This is a genomic window from Lelliottia sp. SL45 (assembly GCF_026672535.1).
Taxonomy (GTDB): domain Bacteria; phylum Pseudomonadota; class Gammaproteobacteria; order Enterobacterales; family Enterobacteriaceae; genus Enterobacter; species Enterobacter nimipressuralis.
On record NZ_JAPPRH010000002.1, the window covers coordinates 411,103 to 432,690 of the forward strand.

Genomic DNA, 21,588 nt, shown 5'->3' on the forward strand with positions numbered 1-21,588 from the left:
ATGTTTCGTGTTTCTGTTTTAGTGTTGGCGCTGATGAGCGCAGGCTGTGTCTCACTGGACCCGACCTATCAGCGCCCGGATGCGCCCGTCCCGGCGACGCTGCCGGGCAGCCACGGCGAGGCCAGCGCGGTCGTCAGCCAGTGGCAGCAGGTGGTGAACGATGCGCGGTTAAAAAGCGTGGTGACGATGGCGCTTAACAGCAACCGCGACGTGCAAAAAGCGATTGCCGATATCAACGCCGCCCGCGCCCAGTATGGCGAAACGCGCTCGTCCCTGTTCCCGACGGTCGATGCTGAGCTGAGCCATACCCGCAGCCGGACGCTGGCCGGTGGCGTCACCACCAGCGACGAAGCCAACGGCGCGGTGTCGAGCTTTGAGCTGGACCTGTTTGGCCGAAACCAGAGCCTCTCCCGCGCCGCGCGGGAAACCTGGCTCGCCAGCGAATTCACCGCGCAGAATACACGCCTGACGATGATTAGCGAGCTGACCACCGCATGGCTGACGCTGGCGGCGGATAACAGCAATCTGGCGCTGGCGAAATCCACCATGGAAAGCGCAGCCAATTCGCTAAAAATCGTGAAACGCCAGCAGGAAGTGGGCGTGGCGGCGGCGACGGATACCAGCGAAGCGATGGCGGTGTATCAGCAGGCGCGCGCCAGCGTGGCGAGTTATCAGACGCTGGTTGCGCAGGATAAAAATGCCCTTAATCTGCTGGCGGGCGATACGGTGCCAGACGCGCTGCTGCCGGGCACGCTGGAGAGTCTGAGCGACAATGCCATCACCCTGATCCCGGCGGGTGTCAGCTCCAGCGCGCTGCTGCGCCGCCCGGATATTCAGGAAGCCGAGCACAATCTGCTGAGCGCCAACGCCAGTATTGGCGCGGCGCGTGCGAATTTCTTCCCGACCATTTCTCTGACCGCCAGCGCCGGTGTTGGCAGCGATTCGTTATCATCCCTGTTCAGCCACGGCCTCAAAGTGTGGTCGTTCGCACCGTCGATCACCTTGCCGCTGTTCAGCGGCGGGAGCAATCTGGCGCAGCTGCGCTATGCCGAAGCGGAGAAAAAGGGGCTGATCGCTACCTACGAAAAGACCATTCAGAGCGCGTTCAAAGACGTTGCCGACGCGCTTGCGCGGCGGGAAACGCTCAGCGAGCAGCTGGACGCGCAGCGGGAATACGTCGCGGCGGAGCAGAAAACGCTGGATGTGGCGACGCGCAGCTATCAGGCGGGTGCGGGGGATTATCTGACGGTACTGACCGCACAGCGGTCTCTGTGGTCGGCGCAGACGTCGCTGATCGCCCTGCAACAGACGGACTTCACCAACCGCGTAACCCTCTGGCAATCGCTCGGCGGTGGCATCCAATAAATCTTTTGCCGGGCGCTGATGCCCGGCAAAAACTCCAGCTACGCTTAAAACGTCTCATACCTGTGTCTGTCCAGAATCATACTTTCGGCTTGAATCGCTTTGATGAATGTAACGATATATTTCAGAGAACAATGCGCGTTTTACTCCGGGGGTTTCAATGAAAGCTGCTCACCTGTTTTGTCTGGTTATCTGTTTGCTTTTCGCCGCCTTCGTCCACGCCAATGAGACGCAGGACCCGGTAAAAACGGAGAAAATCCGCCAGGCCGTGATGAAAGATATCAAGAAAGTCTGCTCGCCTCAGGGCAAGCAGACGGACAAAGAGTGGCAGGCGATGATCATGTCATCCGAGGCTAACAAGCTGCTGGTGAAAAACGCCGTGCTGGCGATGGAGCGCGACAACCTGGATAACTACTGGGAAGCCGTCGGCAAAGTGGACTGCATGGAGGATTACTAAGCGTGAAGCGTGCTTCACGCTTTTTTTGATTAGCGTTTGCGCATATCCGGGATAATCAGATCCCCGCGCAAGACGTAAGAGCCGAGCATCTGCGTTTTCTCATTCAGCCACGCCACAATCCGCGCCGCCATCGCATCCATGGAGTATTCGATGGCCGGAATGGTCGGAATTCCCGGAAGATGCAGCGATCCGGCGAGACTAAAGACCATGATGTCTTCCGGAACCGACTTATTAAACGCCTGCAATTGCGGGATCACGCGCTGCGCTTCCTGCTCATCCGCCACCAGCAACGCGTTGAAATTCAACGTGGTCGCGTTATTCAGTAGTTCCTGCAACGCCACGGACGACGAAGTGGCGTCCATAAACACCAGATTACGGTTAAACGGCAGGAAGTTTTTCTCCAGCGCGTGTTTGTACCCGAGCAGCACCTGATCGGCAAACCCGCTGCCCTGCGGCTGAATCAAGGCAATCTGCCGACGGCCCTGGCTGGTGAGGTAGTTACAGGCGGTTTCGGCGGCAAAGGCGTGGTCAAACTGGATGCTGTTGGCGTTATCGGACTCCATGCAGTCCACCAGGATGACGTTATCCTGATCGATATGGAGCGGGAAACGCGCCCCGATTATCAGGATGTCGTCGCAAAGACCGCAGGAGAGTTCATCGAGCGCGTTGAGCACCTCGCTTTTAGTGTTGGCGAAGCGCAGCAGCAGATGTTTTTGGTGCTGACTGAGCTGTTTTTCCAGCGCGTAAAGATACCCGGTGGTCTGGTTGATATTATCCTGCGCACAGATCACGCCGATACAGCCGGTAGACTGGCTCAACAGCGATTGCGCTATAACGTTGGGCCGATAGTTCAGCTCATCCACCGCTTTCAGTACGGCCTCACGGCTGGCTTCCTTCACGCCGCGCGACCCGCTCAACACCCGTGACACCGTGGCTTTGGACACCCCGGCCAGACGTGATACATCGTTGATTGTAGACATCATATTCCCCTGTCAGGACCCACGTAGCCCTGTAATTCCTGTTACCGCTTCGGCTCACATTATAGCCAATCCGGAGTATATCCGTTTCCGTTTTCCATGGAAACCGATTTTCCGTTTCCACTCAATTTGATGTCAAAAACGCCAAATTCTGTGACCCACATCGTGATAACAAGCCCCATAAGCGGCGGATCTTGATGGTTATCACACTTCTGGGGTTTATAAATGGAAACCGGTTTCCATATGATATCCAATCATCACCGCAATAACTTTTTACACTTTGAGGATGGTTGTCGATGTTCAAGATTATGCTGTGCTGCTCTGCCGGGATGTCCACCAGCCTGCTGGTGAGGAAAATGGTTGAAGTGGCAGAAGAACGCGGAGTCCCGGTCACGATTGATGCATACGGCGTGTCCGAATTTGACACGCAGTTTCCGCAATACCAGGTCGTTCTTCTCGGACCGCAAGTGAAATACATGTTAAAGACACTGGCAGACAAGGCCGCTACGCAGGGTATTCCGGTACAAGCCATCGACATGATGGACTACGGTATGCAGCGTGGTGATAAGGTACTGGACTATGCTCTGTCGCTCATCGAAGCGGCACACTAAGAAGGTGTTCTCATGAGTTCGTTATATCAATCAATGGTTGCCGTTATTGAGCAGTCCATTACCCCGCTGGCGGCAAAGCTCGGACAGCAAAAGTACGTGATTGCGATCCGTGACGGGTTTACCGCCGCCCTGCCGTTTATGATCATCGGCTCGTTTATGCTGGTGTTCATCTTCCCGCCGTTCTCGGCGGATACCACCAACAGTTTTGCCCGCGGCTGGCTCGATTTCTCCCAGACCTACCGCGAACAGCTGATGCTGCCGTTTAACCTCAGCATGGGCGTGATGACCTTCTTTATCTCGGTGGGGATCGGCGCGAGCCTGGGTCGCCAGTTTAATCTCGATCCGGTGATGTCCGGCCTGCTGGCGTTTATGGCGTTTCTGCTGGTGGCGGCCCCCTATGCCGACGGCAAAATCTCCACGCAGTATTTGTCCGGTCAGGGGATTTTCACCGCGCTGATTACCGCCATCTACTCTACCCGCGTTTACGCGTGGCTGAAGGAGAACAAAGTCACCATTCGCCTGCCGAAAGAAGTCCCGACCGGCGTGGCGCGCTCCTTTGAGATCCTGATTCCGGTGATGGTGGTGATCGGCACGCTGCACCCGCTGAACCTGTTCATCGAAGCGCAAACCGGGATGATTATCCCGCAGGCGATTATGCATCTGCTGGAGCCGCTGGTGTCCGCCTCTGACTCCCTGCCGGCGATTCTGCTCTCCGTGCTGCTGTGCCAGATCTTCTGGTTCGCAGGCATCCACGGCTCGCTGATTGTCACCGGTATCATGAACCCGTTCTGGATGGCGAACCTGTCGGCAAACCAGGCGGCACTGGCGGCGGGCGCAGCGCTTCCGCACGTCTATCTGCAGGGCTTCTGGGATCACTATCTGCTGATCGGCGGCGTGGGCTCGACCTTACCGCTGGCCTTCCTGCTGCTGCGCAGCCGCGTGGCGCATCTGCGCACCATCGGCAAAATGGGCGTGGTGCCGAGCTTCTTTAACATCAACGAACCGATTCTGTTCGGTGCGCCGATCATCATGAACCCGATGCTGTTTATCCCGTTTGTGTTCGTGCCGCTGGTGAACGCCTGTCTGGCCTACGCCGCGACCAAACTCGGCTGGCTGGCGCAGGTGGTATCCCTGACGCCGTGGACCACCCCGGCACCCATCGGTGCGTCGTGGGCAGCAAACTGGGCGTTCAGTCCGGTAGTGATGTGCGTAATCTGTATGGTGATGTCGGCCCTGATGTATCTGCCGTTCCTGCGCGCCTATGAGCGCTCTTTGATGAAAACCGAAGAGCAAAAAGCCCAGGCAACCGTCGGTACTGCTGAAGCTGCACGTTAATAACGTCAACGAGGAAGCATTATGAAATATTCATTTCCCGATAACTTTTGGTGGGGCAGCGCAAGCTCCGCGCTGCAAACCGAAGGGGAAAGCCTGGGCGGCGGCAAAGGAGTGACCACCTGGGATCACTGGTTCGCCAATGAGCCAAACCGTTTCCATCAGGGCGTGGGGCCGCAGGATACCTCAGCCTTTTACCAGAACTGGAAATCGGACATTCAGCTGCTGAAACAGCTGAACCATAACAGCTTTCGCACCTCGATTAGCTGGGCGCGCCTGATCCCCGACGGTGTCGGTGAAGTGAATCCGCAGGCGGTGGAATTCTACAATCAGGTCTTCGATGAGCTGCTTGAGCAGGGCATTACGCCGTTCATCACCCTGTTCCACTTCGACATGCCGATGGCGATGCAGGAGATCGGCGGCTGGGAAAACCGTGACGTCGTGGCGGCATACGCCCGCTACGCGCAGATCTGCTTCGAGCTGTTCGGCGATCGCGTGCTGCACTGGTTCACCTTTAACGAGCCGATTGTCCCGGTGGAAGGCGGTTATCTGTACGATTTCCACTATCCCAACGTGGTGGATTTCCGTCGCGCGGCGACCGTGGCGTACCACACGGTGCTGGCCCATGCGCAAGCGGTGCGCGCCTTCCGCGCCGGGCATCATGCGGGGGAGATCGGCATCGTGCTCAACCTGACGCCGTCCTATCCGCGCTCGCAGAATCCGCAGGATCTGAAAGCCGCGCATTATGCGGATCTGATGTTTAACCGCAGCTTCCTCGATCCGGTTCTGCGCGGGGAATATCCGGCGGATCTGGTGGCGCTGTTGAAAGCCTACGATCAGCTGCCTGCCTGTCAGCCCGAAGACAGCGCGCTAATTGCCGAAGGAACCATCGACCTGCTTGGCATTAACTATTATCAGCCGCGCCGCGTGAAGTGTCGCGACAGCGCGGTGAACCCTCAGGCGCCGTTTATGCCGGAGTGGTTCTTTGATAATTACGAGATGCCAGGGCGTAAAATGAACCCGTACCGCGGCTGGGAAATCTACGAGCCGGGTATTTACGATATTCTCGTTAATCTGCGTGAGAATTACGGCAACCCGCGCTGTTTTATTTCTGAAAACGGCATGGGCGTCGAAAACGAGCAGCGTTTTATTGAAAACGGTCAGATTAACGATCAATACCGTATCGACTTTATTTCTGAGCACCTTAAATGGGTTCACAAAGGAATTAGCGAAGGCGTAAATTGTCTTGGTTACCATATGTGGACATTTATTGATAACTGGTCATGGTGTAATGCGTATAAAAACCGCTACGGATTTATTCAGCTGGATTTAGCCACGCAGAAACGCACCATTAAGAAAAGCGGGGAGTGGTTCGCTGCCACCTCGTTAAATAATAGTTTTGATAAAGAGTAATGAATGATGATCGCATTAGAAGATGCCGTAATGGAAATTATCGTCAACGCCGGTCAGTCGCGTAGCCTGTGCTTTGAAGCCCTGCACGCGGCCCGGCAGGGCAACCTTGACGAAGCCAAAAGCCTGCTGCGCGAAGCCGATGGCTACGCGCGCCAGGCGCACCATATGCAGACCAAACTCATCGAACAGGATGCGGGCGAAGCCCGCCAGCCGATGACTTTAATTATGGTGCATGCCCAGGATCATTTAATGAATTCACTGTTGGCCCGTGAATTGTCCGAAGAGATTATCCATCTCTACCAGAGATAATAAAGGGAGATATCGTTACGCTAAATTAAACCCTCTGTACCTATAAAAATATAAATCAACTTTTTCTGATGATAGCGACATATTCTGTCAGATCGGAATGGGATGGTTATTGTCTGAATAAAATTTAAATTAATAGAGATGACAATGAATATCATAAAAAAACTTCCATTAACAATGGCGGTTATCGCCGCGCTTTGCCCAATTTCTGTGCTCGCACAAGAATTCACGCAGGAGCAAATTGACGCCATTGTCGCCAAAGCGGTGGATAAAGCCCTGACAGAACGTCAGGCAAAAATGGATGCGGCAGTCGCGAAAAAAGCGGACGTGGTGACGGAACCCCAAAGCGCCGCGCAGTCCCCGGATCTGGCGATTCCCTTTGGCATTAAATTTACCGGCTACGCCCGCTACGGCGCACACTTCCAGGCCGCCGATCAGAAATATGTGGCGGTCGATGGCTCGTATAACGGCGGCTCGGCGATTGGTCGTCTGGGTAACGAAGGCAACGGCGGTGAATTCCAGCTCTCTAAAGCGTTCAAAGGCGATAACGGCGCGATCTGGGACATCAATGTGATGATCGACCACTGGGGCGACGAAGTTAACCTGAAAAAAGCCTACGCGGGGGTGACCAACATTATGTCATCTAACCCGAATGCCTATTTCTGGGCCGGTCGAGACTTCCACCAGCGTCCACAGCAGGGCATCAACGACTACTTCTGGATGAACCACGATGGCCAGGGCGCCGGGGTGAAAAACTTCGACATCGGCGGCGTGCAGTTTGACGTAGCAACCGTTGCGGCGGTGGAGTCCTGTAATCCGGAAGTGGAAAACGACGGCTCTAACCCGTCGCGCATCTCCTGTACCGGCGGCTCCGGCACCGGCGATAAAGGCAACTACGCGGCCACCTCCAAAATCCACGGCATGAAAATCGGGCCGCTGGATCTGGAACTGTACGCCAACTACGGTTTCGACTCGAAAGCCATCGAGAGCGACGATCGTCTGAACGCCTGGCAGGGCGGCGTGGTACTGAGCCATACCAACGACAGCGGCGTGAACAAAGTGATCGCCCGTTACTCGGATAACTCAGACAACAGCGTGTTTAATAAAACCGAAGACCTGACCACGGTTTACGCCAGCTTCGAAGGGCTGCATAAATTCACCCAGCAGACGCAGGTGGAGTACATCCTCGCCTTCCACGATTACGACAACAGCCGTGACAGCACCGACAATCGCAAAAACTACAACGCGATTGTGCGCCCAATGCACTGGTGGAACGACGTTCACTCCACCTGGCTGGAAGCGGGCTGGCAGCACGTTGACTACGATAACGGCGGTGATAACAAAGGCTGGAAGCTGACCCTGTCGCAGAACATGTCTATCGCCATGGGCCCCGAGTTCCGCCCAATGCTGCGCTTCTACGTGACCGGCGGCAAGGTGGATAATGAACGTACCGCTCGCGTGAACGGCACCGATGACCAGACGCTCGACGATTTCAACGTCGGCGCAATGTGGGAAGCCTGGTTCTAAGGTAAAAGCAAAACGGCAACGGGCGTTGCCGTTTTTCGTGTTTTCCCCTCTCCCTGTCTGAGAGGGGGATTAAAACTTCAAATATTTGAATTAAAATTGATTTTGTTTTCAACTCTAAATTTATAGCCCCCAATAAGGCCCCCGTACTGAAGTTGTTAACCATGGAGTATAGTTGACCCCGGTTGAGCTGTTACCTGTGATGATAGAGAGACTGGAACGCCCCTGCAACTCAGGTTTCAACCGGGAGATTATTGATGAGGAGATACACTTATACGGAAGAAGGCAGTATGCCCGGATAGTGTCTGGCAATGATGTCGTTCAGTTTCTCAGTCAGATCCGCTCGTCTGAATACGATATGCGCTGTTCCCTTCTGAAAATACGTAATCACAAACATCTCATCTTCATAGCGGTTGCGGTGCCTGTTCTCATGGATATGATCGCCCAACCGACGGGTCACGTCGGCCCGGTTGTCGGGAACCGGCTTTCCATCCAGCAACATCAGCATACGCTCCAGATCTGCTAACCGATCGCGCTGCCAGCCCCAGTTAAGCCCGAATCCCCACCGGTCGTGTTTCACCAGTCCGTTCACGATGATCTTTTTGCCGAACTTACAGGGGTGATTCGACTTATAATCCCAGCTCAGCCCCTTAAACACATTAATCACCCCGCGCTCAAACACCTCGCCTTTGCTCTGGTGCAATTGTTTAAATGTGCTAAGGATATTTTCTTCACAGATAGCGGGAATATCGTCCTTTTCCAGGCTGCTGTACCACTGCTCACGCGCCTGAGCGTCCATGAGCGCCAGCATACCTGAGCGTTGCATCAGGTCGCGCCAGAGGCTGCGATCGAGATTGCGGGTGATGGCTTTCATCGCGGTTGCGGGCTTCTCCATCAGCCAGCAGTCGTAACGGTACTGGCGTACTGCCCACTCATTCGCTCTGCCGCCGCCGATACTGGCTGTCAGTGCTGAGATATCGTCGAGTTGCTGAATGAGCGCTTTAATCTGCGCCAGTGCAGCGTGACGCCCGGTGACAATGCGTTCGATGCTGGTGGAGCAAATCACATCTGTGTGCCCGGTTAATACTTCAGGTTCAGTGTGGATCATGTCTGACATTGTGTCTTCCTTATATATAAACAAAAACGCCAGCCGGTAAGGGCTGGCGCTTATGGCGTCTGTCACGTTCAGGCGCGGGCGCTCTGAAGAAGCCGGAGATGGCGCAGATCGCGTACGTCGTTTCGCGCCTGTTCGATCCAGGGTAAAAGCCTGGCGGAATCGGTGTTGTCTTCGCCATTGTCGAAGATAATCTTGCTACCGCAATCGATGTTGTCCTGCAGCCACTCAATCAGAATGTTGAGAGCGGCTTCGGTGGTTAATTCTGGCATCAGAACTCCCTGTTGTGACTGATGTCGGGTTACCAGTCAAAGGTGGTAAAGCCTGGCAGCACTTCGCCACAGGCATCAAGATGGACAATGCCAGCGGAATAGCGACACATAAGCGTTATGACTAACCGGCGGAATGCCTTTGACAATCCGAGGCGTTTGAGGCGTAAGACCGGAAATGACCACGCGCCCAGGTGGAGCAGATAACCAGCGCCGGTATACAGGATCCATTCTGATTCACCAAAATCTTCATGCTGGTGCGCCAGTTTGTACAGCAGGGTGTTGTCGGCTTCGGTGATATGCGCGGTGCTACACTGGATGCCGTTAACGCGAGCAACAAATGGAAGCGGATCTTCAACAATGAGCTTGCCAGGGGCATCAGCAATACGAAGCGAATAGCCGTTATCACAGACCACATTGATCAGGTCAGCCAGTTCAATACCGTCGATATCGACCGCGATCCGACCCATGTTGAGGGCCAGAATGTTGACGGTATCGGCTTCAACTGTGAGGGACAATTTCATGAATGTTGCTCCTGAACTGCGTTACCCGCGATGAGATGAGTGAACCTTTTATACCCGTTGCGTTGCATCAAACCCGTTTCCCTTCTGGCCCGGAGAATATCAATTACCCCGATAAAAGGGGACTGATGCTGAATGGAGAAGCCGGGACGATCAATTCGTACCAGTTCAGATTTTTCAACATGAAAATTGAGCGCATCTGCCAGTGAAACCCCGGCGTCGATATGCTGCTGAATCACATTGCCATCACCAAAGTGTGTGTCGTTAAGCGAAAGGCCGTAATGTCTTTCCAGCAGATACGTAAGAAGTTGCTGCCAGATTTCTACAGGTGACAGGCGTGACGATGCCTCCCGGTTTCGGGATACAGGTAAAATCCGCATTAAAGTTATCTCTGTTAAATAAATGAAAGGAATGAAGGGGGAAGGATTTAACGTGCTACGTTACTGCCGGATGGCCTCAAGTGCAGCCTCCAGTGTGAACCAGTTAATACCCTGTTCTGCATCGTGGTGGCTGGCAGCATGGCGCAATGCCGCTCTGGCCTCTTCTGTCGTAACAGACTCATCCACATTACGTACATCGTCTTCATACCAGACCGAACACATGACGAAGTCGTCGTGCTGATGCTGTTGCAGCAGTTCAATGACCTCGCTGATTTTACAGGCGTGCGGCATGGCGATTAGCCTCCGGGTTGTGCTTCAGGTTGTGCCGGATAAATCGCAATATAGACATAACCGCAACTGCCCAGGGTATCCGCGTCGAGTGTCAGTCCTTTTGCATAAAGCGTGACGCTGTGCGAGTGGCGGGGATTGAGTTCACCGCTGGTGAGCATCAGCTCAAGCTGCTTCAGTAATAGTGGGAACGCCTGGTCCAGATGGCGTAAGTCGGCGTCGCTGAACGCCCCGGTAATACTGGCGCGATCGGCCAGGTAATGCAGGCGATTGCCCTCCTGCACCAGCCGTGCGCCCAGGCACGGGGTCACGCTGCGTTGCAGACCCCACCAGGGTTCACTGATATCATGGGGTGCTGCCGGTGTTTGATTCGACAAAGTGGGTTCTCCTTAAAGTTAAGTTAATTCAGGGTAACGCTGCGCAATACGACATACGGGCCGCTGCGGTCCTGACGACGTTCTGCGAAGACCGCGAGCACGCCGCTGATATCCTGCACCTCCCGGCCGGCATAGTGGCAGACGCTGCCGGACCACTTATATTTTCCGCTACAGAAGCGAAACAGCCGGGACTGCGGGTGCTGGCGGTATATCGCCATCGCCTGGCGTTTGCTGATGATTTTCATCGTTGCCTTCTCCTTTGTTTCACAGCCAGCCTCGCTCAGAAAACGAAACGATATCCATGCCTCCCACCACCAGGTGGTCCAGCAGGCGAATACCGACCAGCTCCAGTGCCTGTTGCAGGCGTCCGGTAATCAGCCGGTCGGCCTGACTGGGGGCAGGGTCGCCCGAGGGATGATTGTGCGCGAGGAGCGCGGCGGCAGCGTTGTGGTGAAGCCCGGCCTTCACGACCTCCCGTGGATGGACGGTGATGCTGTTTATGGTGCCGATAAACATCGTATCGCAGGCGATGAGGCGGTGCTGGTTGTCCAGCCACAGCACCATCAGCGACTCCCTCTCCAGCGTGGCGAGATGCAGGCGCAGCCAGTCGCGCACGGCATTGCTGGACGTAAATGACGCGCCGGGTTCACGGAGCTGCCCTTCCAGCAGGGTTAAGGCTTCCCTGACCGTCCGCTGGCCGGCAGGGGGTAATTCACGGGCAAACAGCGGTAACTGTTGTTCCATAGCGGCATACCTCAGTCGATGATGTGCATGATGGCGTTACATTCCGCATGGCTGAGCGCGTAATCCCGCAGACGATAGTAATGTTCCGTCATGGCATCGGACTCAGTGCGACAGGCATGGTGGCTGTATGCCATCATGCAGACGGCAATGCCTGCGGATTCGGCGCTCATCTCTGCGCCGTTGCCGTTCATAGTGTTGAACAGCGACCACGACTCGCTGTTCTCCGCTTCCGGAGCCATAAACACACCGCCGTTGCTCAGCGTGTAAAACTGCCAGATACCGCCGTGGTAGTCGGCGCAGAGCCGGTCCATCCATGCGAAGACCGTGGGTTCAAGAATTATCCACTGTGGAATACTGCCGAAGTGCTGCGGCCAGAATGCAACACGCAGTTCATCGGGCACCGGCGTGCACGCAATGTCGCGGGCAGTGGACGGTGATGAGATAAGGCACTCAGCGGTATCGCTGGTCATGGCCGGTATGTTTTTCATTTAGTTTCCTTTGTATTTTCATATGGGGGTTGAGAAGACGTGACGGACAGGACTGCACATAGCCATCCTCATCAGAGCGGGAGGGCCAGTAGCCCTCCGGGAGGCTTAAGCTGCACAGGCTGAGTTCACCGGGGCGATAAAGAAGGTGTGAGCACCAGGCGCACAGATCGTCATCGGAGATGGAGCGGCAGCCGGGATTGTTCTCCAGGACGGTCGGATAAGGGAGGGCCTGGTGAGCGTTATCAGGCATCGGTGGCATCAGCTCAGTGCCTGCTGCAGTTCTTCCGCCATCACCCAGAGTGCCCGGTTGAGCTTAACGTCGCCGTCTATGCCATTAACCGCGCGGGTGTGGCTGCGTTTGCCTTTGGCAGTACGTCCTGGCAGACCCCCTTTCAGCAGGTTCTCCTGGCAACGATTGAAAACTGACCACAGGTCGTCCTGACGGTCTTCATACCTGCGGGGCGTCAGTATCTGCGCGGCGGTCACCGGCTGATGTTCTTCGCCAAAACGGTACGTCAGTGCCGCTCTGGCAAACGCCTGCTGTGCCGGGGGCGGGAGTAAAAGCGACTCCATGGCACCACGTTTTTCTTCCACCTTGTCAAATATCCCCAGTACTTCATAAGCGCCTTCAATGACTTTCTCCACCACGCTACCCCGGTGCGGAACTCTGATTTCGCCAAACGACTGTCCGCAGACGAGCGAATTTGTACATACACTTCTGAATATTCCTGGAAGTAACTGAAAACTGGATTCGCCACCGTGCGAATTGAGGATGATGATTTCCGGCACCTGCTGACCGTTTATCTGACCGGTGCGACGCAGACGGAGCATATGCTTTGTGTGCTCCCGACGACTGGGGTCACGAACCCGTGACTGACAGGCAAAGAACGGCTGAAACCCTTCGCGCTGCAGGTTCTCCAGCAGGGTAATCGTCGGTATATAGCTGTAACGCTCAGAGCGCGACGCGTGCTTGTCTTCGCTGAAAACGCTGGGAACATGCTGCATCAGCTCTTCACGGGTTAACGGACGGTCACGGCGTATCTGGTTAATGTGACCAAAACGGCTGGCTAAGCGCATCTGTGGACTCCTTATTACTGGCATGAGAGAGCGGGCCGTCCCCCGCAGAGGACGGTCCCGGTTTTAAAGCGTGAGGATATGACGGCCGGGCTTACGGCAGCCCGGGTGCCGGCGTGTGCAGGAAGGTGTCAAAGGCCAGGTGGCCGATGGTGCGGGTGGAGACCGCATCCACGGTGCCGCTGACCACCCCTCCCGCCAGCGGGAGCAGGCGCACCAGCTGGCCGCCGGTGCTCATCCCGGTGCGGGCAAGCATGAGCACGAGGGTTTTCTCCGCAACCCGGCAGGTCAGGACGGGCGTCCACTGCTCCGCCATCTTCATCACCATGTCCTGGAGAAGGGCTTTTGCGGCGTTGCCGCACAGGCAGAGCCCGCAGAGGGCGCGGATACGCTCGTCGGAGAGGCGGTGTCCGCCGAGGCAGGCGAGGGCGGCAACCAGGCGGGTCTGGATAAAGAGCACGCTGGTGATATTGAGGGGCAGGGTGAGCGGAAGGGCGGCCAGGCCGCCTGCGCCGGAGAGAAAGCCGCTGCTGCCGGCCTTGATGCTCTCCCAGCGAATCATGTTGCGGGCGGCAAGGGCTGCATCGCCGCCGGCGTCGTCAAGGTAGCGCTCAGCGAGGGTGGCGGCAGACTCAATGCCGGCGATGCCGCTGACGGCGCGGTCATAGAGCCAGCCCATAACGGCCTGCAGGCCTCGTGGGGTGTCGGGGGACGGTTCGCTGAGCGCATCGTCGTGGCGGGTATCGTATTCGTCGGGTGGGGCGTCATGATACATAAAACCTCCGGGTGTAGGATAAAAGAAAGCCGGCTCCGCTGTGACGCGGAACCGGCCGGTGGTGCCCTTCAGGGGGGCATAAATGCAACAGGCCTCACATCTCTGCGGATGTGAGGCCTGTTATTGAGTAGGGTATGGTAAGGGCGTTATTCAGCGGCCCATATACAGCACTTCTGCACCCGCCGTTGAGCCATAGTCATTTATAAGGACGCGCACGCGATCATAAGTGTGAAAGCCCGCATTAAAGCCTTCCCACTGCAATACGCGAAGTTTATGACCCGGGCTGGCCGGGTCGTTTATACCCGGTACTTCTGTATAGTAGGTCCAGTCAACATCAGCGGGATCATTACCTGTGACGGCTTCATAGGTCTTTTGCGCTTGATGTGTCGCAGCCTGCAGAGTCGCTGCATCAATTTGTGCAAAGGCCTGGGATGAGACCAGGAAAGCGGAAAGGATGACTGCATGCTGTTTTTTCATCTTAATGTCCTTTTAAAGCGAATGATTCTGAATGTTTTTTCATCATGCCTGTACGAGTGATATTGCTACATCAGCATGACCATCACGAATGTCACTATCCATACCCAGAACGTGGCCGGCGAAAGCTTCAGCGAACGGGAGCGCCGCCAGAGGTAGACGGGTACGAGCCATGCCATTTTGCCAAACTGAGTGGTATCGACTCCGGCATTGCGAAGCTGCCTTTCGTCTGCGTAGCTCAGGACAATATTCAGCAGCAGAGTGATATACCAGAATTGCCCGTTGCTCACAGCGTCGTATAGTTGCACCTCATCCATACCGGCTATACCGCCAGCCACCCCCTCAAGGAACAGGCCAATCAACGGCGCAAAAGCAAGTATCCACGAGAGCCCCTGAGGTAATCGGTGTGATGGTAAATCCGGAGGAGAAGGCGTCATCGTGAGAACGGATGCGAGAGGTGTCGCTGAAACAGGCTGCCATTCGGTCATTCCAGGCTGCCACACCAGCGTTGATGCCGTCAGTTCACCTTCTTTGATCCGGAGGATCATATTGTCTTCGCTTACATTGTCGTGGCGGATGCCATTTTTCTCATAAAACCAGTACATGTATTCTCTCCTGAACGATAGTCCCGGCCCCCGGCTTAACGGACCGAAGGGACGGAGCGTGATTACTGAGGATGGTAGGGAGGTTGTGGCAATTGCGGTGGCTGTTGATCATGAACGACCGGCTCAACAGAAAGCAGGGTGCCATAAATAATCTGGTGCTTGGCGAACGCCTGCGGCATATCATTTATGCAGTACATGATGTAAAATATATTGAAAATCAAGGTATAAAACGGATTCATTTTGAGATCAAAACGGAACGTGTTTAGCGCATATTGACGCAGTGCAGCACGTGCTTTAAAGGCCCAGACCACGGCCAGAACACACCATGCAAGCGAAAGGAGCATCGCCAGAGTTTGCATGGCGTCAGCGTGACTTCTGTGCCTGTATTCTCCATATCCGTAGCCGTACTCACCCATCTGGAGTGCAAAGAGTACGCGCAGTAAAACAGAACATCCGGCACATATCGCCATCCAGATAACCAGCGTTCGCGATGAGAAGCGCTGCCCGGTTTCCTGCATTATTGTGTCCTGATGCTTATATAACCACATCAGGGGATAAATACCGTTGGTCACCACCGAGAGCAGCGCCATGTGTAGTGTTGGTGTATTCAACTTATTTTTCAGTGAGTTGATGTTAAACTCTGTCATTACGATTTTCCTTTTTTTGCATGTAAGTCATTAATCCGGCAAATATGCCAGGGTCAGTTATAGGCGATGAATTCGCCCATTCTTTCGTTGTCAGCGTGTGCCGTATCGGTCAGACCACTGACGTCAAGCTGGAGTTTTGAAAAGCATTCGTGCGAGGAAATCAGCTCCCCATTTCTGTAAACCCGAACGCCATGAAATTCCCGGCGACCGGTATCGAGATCCAGTAAAACATAGTCATACTGTTTTTTATTGAAGCGGATGTAGCGTGCTTTTCCCATGCCGAGCTGAGTTTCGTAGTGCCAGGCTTTTACACCGAATAAACCTTCTCTAAGCTCAAGCTCTGTTGTGTTATTTTGATCCTGGTAGGTGTAACGGTAGTCCTGCCCGTTTGCGGCAAAGACAGAAACCATTTTGCCGTTATCCAGCCTGCAGGATGCATTTATGGTTGTTTCTGGCGGTGGTGATTTTTCAGGTTCTGCGGGTGCTGCCTGAGCAGGCAATGGACGATCTGTATTGAGTACGTATCCTGGAACGCCGTCGGGGCCAATCTCCACATCAAGATCGGATGTAATACCCGTTGCCGGGCTGGTTGTCGTATAGCGGAGTACGCGGTTGGGAACACCGTTTACGTCCTTATCCGGCTTCTGATAATAGGTCCACTGCAGAGGCTGAGGATCTTCTCCGGGGTGATAAACTTTCCAGGCTGATTTTGCCGCCTCCTTTGCCTTCGCATAAATATCTGAGGTAAGTGTTACCGCCTGTTGTGTTGCCGGGGTGTCCGGTGGCGATACTTTATCCTGTCTGGCGGCAGGACTGACCGGCACGGCGCGGGAAGCGCTCTCTTTCTGCGCAAGTTTTGTCATCTCATCAAGCGTAATGGAAGGCGGATTGCCTTTCTGTCGCGCCAGGTGAGGGACCTGTTTTGCACAGACCTTCCCAATATTTCCTTTGGGAAAATGTATTTTCTGACCTTCAATGGTGACTTTTGCTCCAAAGAAGGATGTAAATGCCTCTGAAGCCCTCGCGGAAGCAGCTGGGATTGAATTCTCGCCCTTTTCTGTCGGGAGGCCAGTTGTGATAACCGTGTGCTCTCTGGTTGTAATGTTACACAACAGCATTGCACGATAGGGTTCACCATTAATCTGTATCGTCGTATAGCGCGTCCCGAAAATATCAAGATTTTCCGGACAGCCGCTTTCCATATCCAGAAAGGCAATGCTATCGGGGCTCAGCATGACGTTATACTCGCCGTTGTCGCTGAGTGACTGGCAAAGGTTGTTCTGAACCTCCCAGTTCCTGGCAAAATAATCACAGCCAGTCAGAGACAGCACTGCAGCAGCGGTTAACAAATAATTCCGCCATGGTTTTCTTGCTGTATTCTGCATTATCGATGCTCCATGATATTAAAGCGTTACCGTTTGCTGCTTCCGGTGGAGTCAGAAACAGGTGCTTCGAGAAAAGTTTTTATGACGTCGGTAATAAGCGGAAAATGCGGTAAAGCGGCGATAAAGCCTTCACCCGCAGTCAGATAGCAGATGTCCTCGCGACGGCTGAATCGCCGGCCGCTGAGGGAGACGCTGCTGATGCCCGTCAGGGCAAAGACGCGCAGGCTGCCCTGACGGCAGGCCACCAGATACCACTCTGTGCGGAAGTGGATGAGCCGGTAAGGCTCAAGCCCGTCGTGACGCCTGCCGTCCACCATAATGCCGATGCTCACCTGTTGGCTGATGGCCCTCACCAGACGGCTGAAGAACTCCGGCAGGGCCGCATGAGTGTTAAGCGGCGCGTGCCAGATTAGGCAGGGAGAGGCCGAGGACTCGTCAGAGAGGATATGCAGAAGCGAATTGTCTTTTGCCGGGATAATGTGCTCTATCCCCGTGTTGCGGATAAAGGACTGCGCGGCCGGTGAACGACGGGGCTGCTGTTCGCCGCGCAGCCGGTAACAGCCCCGGTCGGCCGTGATATCCAGATGGGCGAGGCGCTGGAGAAAATCCCGCTGCAGCGTGCGCTCGGACACGCCAAACTCCGCGGCGAGGGATTTAATGCTGAGTGACTCTCCGGCCATCAGGCGGCTGATAATGACCGACAGGCGAACGGCAAGCCGATCGTGTCGGGGATCGGTTTCGTTAAACATGGTGTCTCCGTGACTGAATGGCTCCCTAACGCGCGCATTATGCCGGGTAGTCCCGTCAGGGTTTGTCGCTGAAGACCGGTGACCCGCATGGCGTCGGCGTGAGGTAATGCGCTGAAATATAAGGCTGTAATGTGTAATGCCGGTGTACGTGGCGATAATCGCGACAAGAACTGTCGGTTAATGGATGGGTGTGCTGAAAATCAGTGAAAAACGGAGAAATGTGTGGTGTGTGGAACTCCTGTGACAGCGATGCCGGAAGCGGTCCTTCCTGCTCTTCACATGAGTAATATGGGCGTGAGATTTTCTGGAATCAGGCGGGGCTGCGGGAAGCCTGTGCTGTTAAACGTGGGGGGCATGGTGGTAACGGTTATCGGCTACCGGTAAAGTACCAGCCCCTGTCATGAAGACGTGTGTGTCGATTCTGTTGCGTCCACAGCCCCATGATGCTTGTGGGATTGTCGTTGATAAAAATACGCATTATTTGAGTCGTTACTGAGCTGATGCTGAGCCACGCGCAGGCTGTGCGACATTGCTGAGACAAAAATGAGACGCAGGTAAACGGCTCACAGGAAAAAGTGCGTGGCGCGTAAGAGCCCGCGGTGAGTCAATCCGGTTATGGGGACAGGGTTCCCGTATGTCATTTTGCCCCTCGTCATGGCTACGTCTTCAGCTCGGGCGCAATGGAGCCTAAAGAAGGTTTAAGCCAGCAACGCACAGGCAGAGGTTGAAAACTGTGATAATGGCGTGATAAAAGCTCATGCAGCGGGGGAGATGATTTTTATGGATTCGGGGAGGCTGGTTAATGCATATAGATGACATCAAGCGACGGTATCAAGCTATAAATAATGCAGGGGTTAAAGGCCGTGTTAAAGCCCTTAAGGGAAGTAAGGCATGGCTTCATGTTCAGCAGGTCCTCAGAAGAAGTGGTCGCACCTGCGCCCCCATGAATAACGTTTTGAATCCCATCGTTTTATCTCATACTGACAGTGGCTCCTTATTTTTTGTTCACCAGGTAAAATACTTGTGCGGGCTTTATGCGCTTATGCAGGCGTTAAAAGAAATGGCAGGCATCAGCACAGAAATGCAGTTGTTCATACCAAAATACAATTTTCCTGCCGATGCCATGATCGTCCCCGAAACCATAAGACGCAAAGCTGAAGGGTTCAGGCAATATCGCCTTGCAAACATGAGCGAAGGAGAGAGTGTCCTTAATGAAAATCCTCCCACGGGATTTCAGGGAAGTCTGTACCAGGCGTTACTGCATTCCTGCGGTAGTAAAAAGAATCTGGATGAGTGTCTTGCAACGTTAGTTGATAACAAGAAGCAGCTCATTCCTGAAGATAAACCATTCTTTCTCGACGCCGCTGTACCGACATTATCTTTTCTTTGGTATGAGTTAAGGCGACTTTATCATCGGGATGCGGCAGAAAGTGTAATGGGTATATATCGGAAGCATACATCAAAAGCAGCAATGCTGGAAAATTTTGCAAATGCGATTTATTTCACTTTTATTTACAGGGAAGATGGTAACGAACTGTACAATGATTACTTCAGTGGTTTATATGGTAAGAAAGCCCGTGAAAACGCAAAAGAAAAGGGGGAAGTCTGTGATTATGGTTATTTTAGCATCACGAGTGTAAGGCTCATCATGATGTTTACTGAGGAGGTCTACAGAAGATATCTTTCCCCCTCGCAAAAGCGGCATGTACAAAAAAAGCAGTCCGAATTAAGACTGTCCGGGCCGCACTCCTTTTAATTACGCACCTCAGCGCGTTATTTACCATCTGCTTTTATATTTTTCATTCCAGAATTTTATGATGAGATTTTCAATGAAGCTACTTTGTTTAAGACCATTTTCGCGAAGGATTTCTTCCAGCTTTTCTTTAGTGCTCTGATTAATTTTGATATTAATCTGGCGAATTTCTTTGCAGCTGCTTTCCTTCTTCTTCATGGCTTTGTAATTACGTTTTTCATTCTGGACAAACGCTATTTTTGGTTCTACGAGCTCATTTTTTTCCGATACATCTTTGGCGGTAAAGAAATCTAAAGCACCATTAATGGCAATTAATCTTTCTTTTGGAGATGAAGGGTTGAAACGTTCAGGGACAGGGGTGTCAAAAAAAATATTTTTCTTAAGACGATTCCATAGCCATAAAGTATGCTGTTCATTTTGATCGAGCCAGTCGATTGTTTTAATGTTGTCCTTAACAAAAAACCATTCATCGCGCATGTATGTCAGAAAAATTTTAGCTTCAATTTCTCCTTCTGAGCTTTTCATTTTTTTCAGCCATTTTTTTATTATCTCAATACGTTCCTCAGATGAGCATGGATTAGCAGGATCCCCCGGTTCATGATATTGAAAAGGTAGTGATGCATAACCATTTTGGGCATAACGCAAATCTTGATTTACCATAGAAAACCACACCCAGAAAATGGCTCTGTCGCCCTTAATCCACTCAGGAAATGGAGCTTGTTTTTCCTTGAAATCATCAACAAAAAACGCTCTTCTGGTTAATGGTTTGTTAACAACAGGTAACCCTTGCGTTATGTCATCATTATCCTTTCTAGCCAATTTTTTCCTCCTCCTGTAACACCTTGTAAACCGTCGCTAAAGCTTGACGCCTTTTCCTGGCGATTTTATGTGCTATTCATACTCAACGCAATACCTCTGAAGACCCTTGTGCTGAGGCATTATTTGCTGTTTGTTTTTTGAGCAAAAAAAACCTTCTGCGGCTTTTGTGGCCGATTCATGATTGGTTGATACCTTAAAGACAGATAAAGATATCTTTGTATAACACTAAAAAAATATACGCATAAATTTTCATGCAATCACTAATGGGGTTCTGTTGCCACGATTCATGGGGGGCATACCTGGCCAGTTCCAGTTTGACTGAGACAGTGCTGGCTCACCTCATTCCCGACGAATTGCAAAATGGTGTCTGAATCGATCACGGTTTGGCATTCGAATCGATCATGATTTGGCATGCATCTCCGATCGCGGGGCCAATCCGTGATCGAATAGAGCGGAATACGGAGAGTCGTCAAAATGATGACCGTGACAACACGAAAGGCTTATGTTGCAGGGGCTCGAAAGGAAACCTCGAATTCAGTAATCCTCATGATGCGTTGACTGGTTTGAAGAACAGGAATGCCGACAGAGCAGCCATCCTGATGTAAAGCGATAAACCCTTTCAGGCTTATGACATCCTCAGTGTATACATACGACAGATGTATTTTTTTAAGGTCACGCACATGGTATGAGAACGATGACCGTTCCTCATCCTGTGGCAACCGGCATCGTCTCCTGTGGCACATCGCCAGACTTAATCCAGGAGCAACCCCATGAACGACACACCCGCATTACTGAACGACACGCTTGTTGATATGACTTTCATCACCACCTGCACCGGCATGACCGACAAATGGTTCTACAGGCTGATAAGCGAGGGCAAATTCCCGAAGCCAGTTAAGCTGGGGCGCAGCTCCCGGTGGCTGAAAAGCGAGGTTGAAGCCTGGCTGGCTGAGCGGATAGCGGCCTCACGAACAGAGGCCTGCTGAGGAGGGTGACTTTATTTTTGAGTGAGGCTAACTCGAGAGTAACTTTTCGGCTTAAAACAGCAGAAATACACCGTCCATGCTGTGATTTCACACCGCGCTCCGGTGGTGGCTAATGTCGGTAATAGTATTATTACCTGTTACATTAAAAGTATTATCAC

The 21,588-nt window shown here is 53.3% G+C and carries 27 protein-coding genes; 9 read left to right on the forward strand and 18 right to left on the reverse strand.

Annotation, left to right across the window (positions count from 1 at the left end):
- Both OVA10_RS05835 and OVA10_RS05840 read left to right on the forward strand, forming a co-directional pair.
- On the forward strand, positions 1 to 1,365 hold the full coding sequence (locus tag OVA10_RS05835) for an efflux transporter outer membrane subunit (RefSeq protein ID WP_181827079.1): 1,365 nt from the start codon (positions 1 to 3) through the stop codon (positions 1,363 to 1,365).
- Between the two features lie 157 nt (positions 1,366 to 1,522).
- Positions 1,523 to 1,819 carry a YicS family protein gene (locus OVA10_RS05840; protein WP_123429730.1) on the forward strand — a complete coding sequence of 99 codons (297 nt, stop codon included), beginning with the start codon at positions 1,523 to 1,525 and terminating at the stop codon, positions 1,817 to 1,819.
- Between the two features lie 29 nt (positions 1,820 to 1,848).
- Here OVA10_RS05840 and OVA10_RS05845 read toward each other — a convergent pair whose 3' ends face one another.
- Positions 1,849 to 2,799 carry a LacI family DNA-binding transcriptional regulator gene (locus tag OVA10_RS05845; RefSeq protein WP_100778242.1) on the reverse strand — a complete coding sequence of 317 codons (951 nt, stop codon included), beginning with the start codon at positions 2,797 to 2,799 and terminating at the stop codon, positions 1,849 to 1,851.
- A 293-nt stretch (positions 2,800 to 3,092) separates the two neighbouring features.
- On the opposite strand from OVA10_RS05845, the gene OVA10_RS05850 reads away from it, so the two are divergent.
- The 5 genes from OVA10_RS05850 to OVA10_RS05870 all read left to right on the forward strand — a co-directional run bounded on the left by OVA10_RS05850 (position 3,093) and on the right by OVA10_RS05870 (position 7,985).
- Positions 3,093 to 3,407 (forward strand): PTS sugar transporter subunit IIB, encoded by a 315-nt coding sequence (locus OVA10_RS05850; protein WP_102105105.1) that lies wholly within the window; start codon positions 3,093 to 3,095, stop codon positions 3,405 to 3,407.
- Positions 3,408 to 3,419: 12 nt separating this feature from the next.
- On the forward strand, positions 3,420 to 4,742 hold the full coding sequence (locus OVA10_RS05855; protein ID WP_268195583.1) for a PTS sugar transporter subunit IIC: 1,323 nt from the start codon (positions 3,420 to 3,422) through the stop codon (positions 4,740 to 4,742).
- Between the two features lie 21 nt (positions 4,743 to 4,763).
- On the forward strand, positions 4,764 to 6,152 hold the full coding sequence (locus OVA10_RS05860; protein WP_248859383.1) for a glycoside hydrolase family 1 protein: 1,389 nt from the start codon (positions 4,764 to 4,766) through the stop codon (positions 6,150 to 6,152).
- 6 nt (positions 6,153 to 6,158) lie between these two features.
- A complete protein-coding gene (locus OVA10_RS05865; RefSeq protein ID WP_142503674.1) occupies positions 6,159 to 6,461 on the forward strand; it encodes a PTS lactose/cellobiose transporter subunit IIA in 303 nt (100 codons plus the stop codon).
- A gap of 144 nt (positions 6,462 to 6,605) precedes the next feature.
- Positions 6,606 to 7,985 (forward strand): carbohydrate porin, encoded by a 1,380-nt coding sequence (locus OVA10_RS05870; RefSeq protein ID WP_100778246.1) that lies wholly within the window; start codon positions 6,606 to 6,608, stop codon positions 7,983 to 7,985.
- A 268-nt stretch (positions 7,986 to 8,253) separates the two neighbouring features.
- On the opposite strand, the gene OVA10_RS05875 is transcribed toward OVA10_RS05870, so the two are convergent.
- The 16 genes from OVA10_RS05875 to OVA10_RS05950 form a co-directional block, all read right to left on the reverse strand.
- On the reverse strand, positions 8,254 to 9,099 hold the full coding sequence (locus OVA10_RS05875) for a DUF4942 domain-containing protein (protein ID WP_268195584.1): 846 nt from the start codon (positions 9,097 to 9,099) through the stop codon (positions 8,254 to 8,256).
- 68 nt (positions 9,100 to 9,167) lie between these two features.
- On the reverse strand, positions 9,168 to 9,368 hold the full coding sequence (locus OVA10_RS05880) for a hypothetical protein (protein ID WP_268195585.1): 201 nt from the start codon (positions 9,366 to 9,368) through the stop codon (positions 9,168 to 9,170).
- Positions 9,369 to 9,397: 29 nt separating this feature from the next.
- Complete coding sequence (locus OVA10_RS05885) at positions 9,398 to 9,889, reverse strand: DUF5983 family protein (protein WP_268195586.1); 492 nt, start codon at positions 9,887 to 9,889, stop codon at positions 9,398 to 9,400.
- The gene (locus OVA10_RS05890; protein WP_268195587.1) at positions 9,886 to 10,266 is read right to left on the reverse strand and encodes a TA system toxin CbtA family protein; all 381 of its coding nucleotides are present in this window, start codon (positions 10,264 to 10,266) and stop codon (positions 9,886 to 9,888) included. The genes OVA10_RS05885 and OVA10_RS05890 overlap by 4 nt, the downstream gene beginning before the upstream one ends.
- Positions 10,267 to 10,326: 60 nt before the next feature.
- On the reverse strand, positions 10,327 to 10,557 hold the full coding sequence (locus tag OVA10_RS05895; RefSeq protein WP_268195588.1) for a hypothetical protein: 231 nt from the start codon (positions 10,555 to 10,557) through the stop codon (positions 10,327 to 10,329).
- Positions 10,558 to 10,562: 5 nt separating this feature from the next.
- Positions 10,563 to 10,931, reverse strand: a complete 369-nt coding sequence (locus OVA10_RS05900) for a type IV toxin-antitoxin system YeeU family antitoxin (protein WP_326493390.1) — start codon at positions 10,929 to 10,931, stop codon at positions 10,563 to 10,565.
- 23 nt (positions 10,932 to 10,954) lie between these two features.
- Complete coding sequence (locus tag OVA10_RS05905) at positions 10,955 to 11,176, reverse strand: DUF987 domain-containing protein (protein ID WP_268195589.1); 222 nt, start codon at positions 11,174 to 11,176, stop codon at positions 10,955 to 10,957.
- A 19-nt stretch (positions 11,177 to 11,195) separates the two neighbouring features.
- The gene (gene radC, locus OVA10_RS05910; RefSeq protein ID WP_268195590.1) at positions 11,196 to 11,675 is read right to left on the reverse strand and encodes a RadC family protein; all 480 of its coding nucleotides are present in this window, start codon (positions 11,673 to 11,675) and stop codon (positions 11,196 to 11,198) included.
- 11 nt (positions 11,676 to 11,686) lie between these two features.
- A complete protein-coding gene (locus OVA10_RS05915) occupies positions 11,687 to 12,145 on the reverse strand; it encodes an antirestriction protein (protein WP_442787078.1) in 459 nt (152 codons plus the stop codon).
- A gap of 276 nt (positions 12,146 to 12,421) precedes the next feature.
- Positions 12,422 to 13,240 carry a DUF932 domain-containing protein gene (locus tag OVA10_RS05920; RefSeq protein ID WP_268195592.1) on the reverse strand — a complete coding sequence of 273 codons (819 nt, stop codon included), beginning with the start codon at positions 13,238 to 13,240 and terminating at the stop codon, positions 12,422 to 12,424.
- Positions 13,241 to 13,331: 91 nt separating this feature from the next.
- The gene (locus tag OVA10_RS05925) at positions 13,332 to 14,012 is read right to left on the reverse strand and encodes a hypothetical protein (RefSeq protein WP_268195593.1); all 681 of its coding nucleotides are present in this window, start codon (positions 14,010 to 14,012) and stop codon (positions 13,332 to 13,334) included.
- A gap of 150 nt (positions 14,013 to 14,162) precedes the next feature.
- Positions 14,163 to 14,489 carry a hypothetical protein gene (locus OVA10_RS05930; RefSeq protein ID WP_202783709.1) on the reverse strand — a complete coding sequence of 109 codons (327 nt, stop codon included), beginning with the start codon at positions 14,487 to 14,489 and terminating at the stop codon, positions 14,163 to 14,165.
- 65 nt (positions 14,490 to 14,554) lie between these two features.
- Positions 14,555 to 15,091 (reverse strand): DUF4339 domain-containing protein, encoded by a 537-nt coding sequence (locus OVA10_RS05935; protein ID WP_268195594.1) that lies wholly within the window; start codon positions 15,089 to 15,091, stop codon positions 14,555 to 14,557.
- Between the two features lie 62 nt (positions 15,092 to 15,153).
- Positions 15,154 to 15,738 carry a DUF4234 domain-containing protein gene (locus OVA10_RS05940; RefSeq protein WP_268195595.1) on the reverse strand — a complete coding sequence of 195 codons (585 nt, stop codon included), beginning with the start codon at positions 15,736 to 15,738 and terminating at the stop codon, positions 15,154 to 15,156.
- A 53-nt stretch (positions 15,739 to 15,791) separates the two neighbouring features.
- On the reverse strand, positions 15,792 to 17,123 hold the full coding sequence (locus OVA10_RS05945) for a hypothetical protein (protein WP_268195596.1): 1,332 nt from the start codon (positions 17,121 to 17,123) through the stop codon (positions 15,792 to 15,794).
- Between the two features lie 26 nt (positions 17,124 to 17,149).
- Positions 17,150 to 17,872, reverse strand: coding sequence for a helix-turn-helix transcriptional regulator (locus tag OVA10_RS05950; RefSeq protein WP_268195597.1), 723 nt, complete (start codon positions 17,870 to 17,872; stop codon positions 17,150 to 17,152).
- A gap of 802 nt (positions 17,873 to 18,674) precedes the next feature.
- On the opposite strand from OVA10_RS05950, the gene OVA10_RS05955 reads away from it, so the two are divergent.
- Positions 18,675 to 19,628, forward strand: a complete 954-nt coding sequence (locus OVA10_RS05955) for a hypothetical protein (RefSeq protein ID WP_268195598.1) — start codon at positions 18,675 to 18,677, stop codon at positions 19,626 to 19,628.
- A 21-nt stretch (positions 19,629 to 19,649) separates the two neighbouring features.
- Here the strand turns inward: OVA10_RS05955 and OVA10_RS05960 are convergent, their stop codons facing one another.
- Complete coding sequence (locus tag OVA10_RS05960) at positions 19,650 to 20,444, reverse strand: hypothetical protein (RefSeq protein ID WP_268195599.1); 795 nt, start codon at positions 20,442 to 20,444, stop codon at positions 19,650 to 19,652.
- A gap of 770 nt (positions 20,445 to 21,214) precedes the next feature.
- Here OVA10_RS05960 and OVA10_RS05965 point away from each other — a divergent pair.
- Positions 21,215 to 21,430 (forward strand): helix-turn-helix transcriptional regulator, encoded by a 216-nt coding sequence (locus tag OVA10_RS05965; RefSeq protein ID WP_050862691.1) that lies wholly within the window; start codon positions 21,215 to 21,217, stop codon positions 21,428 to 21,430.
- Positions 21,431 to 21,588: the final 158 nt, after the last annotated feature.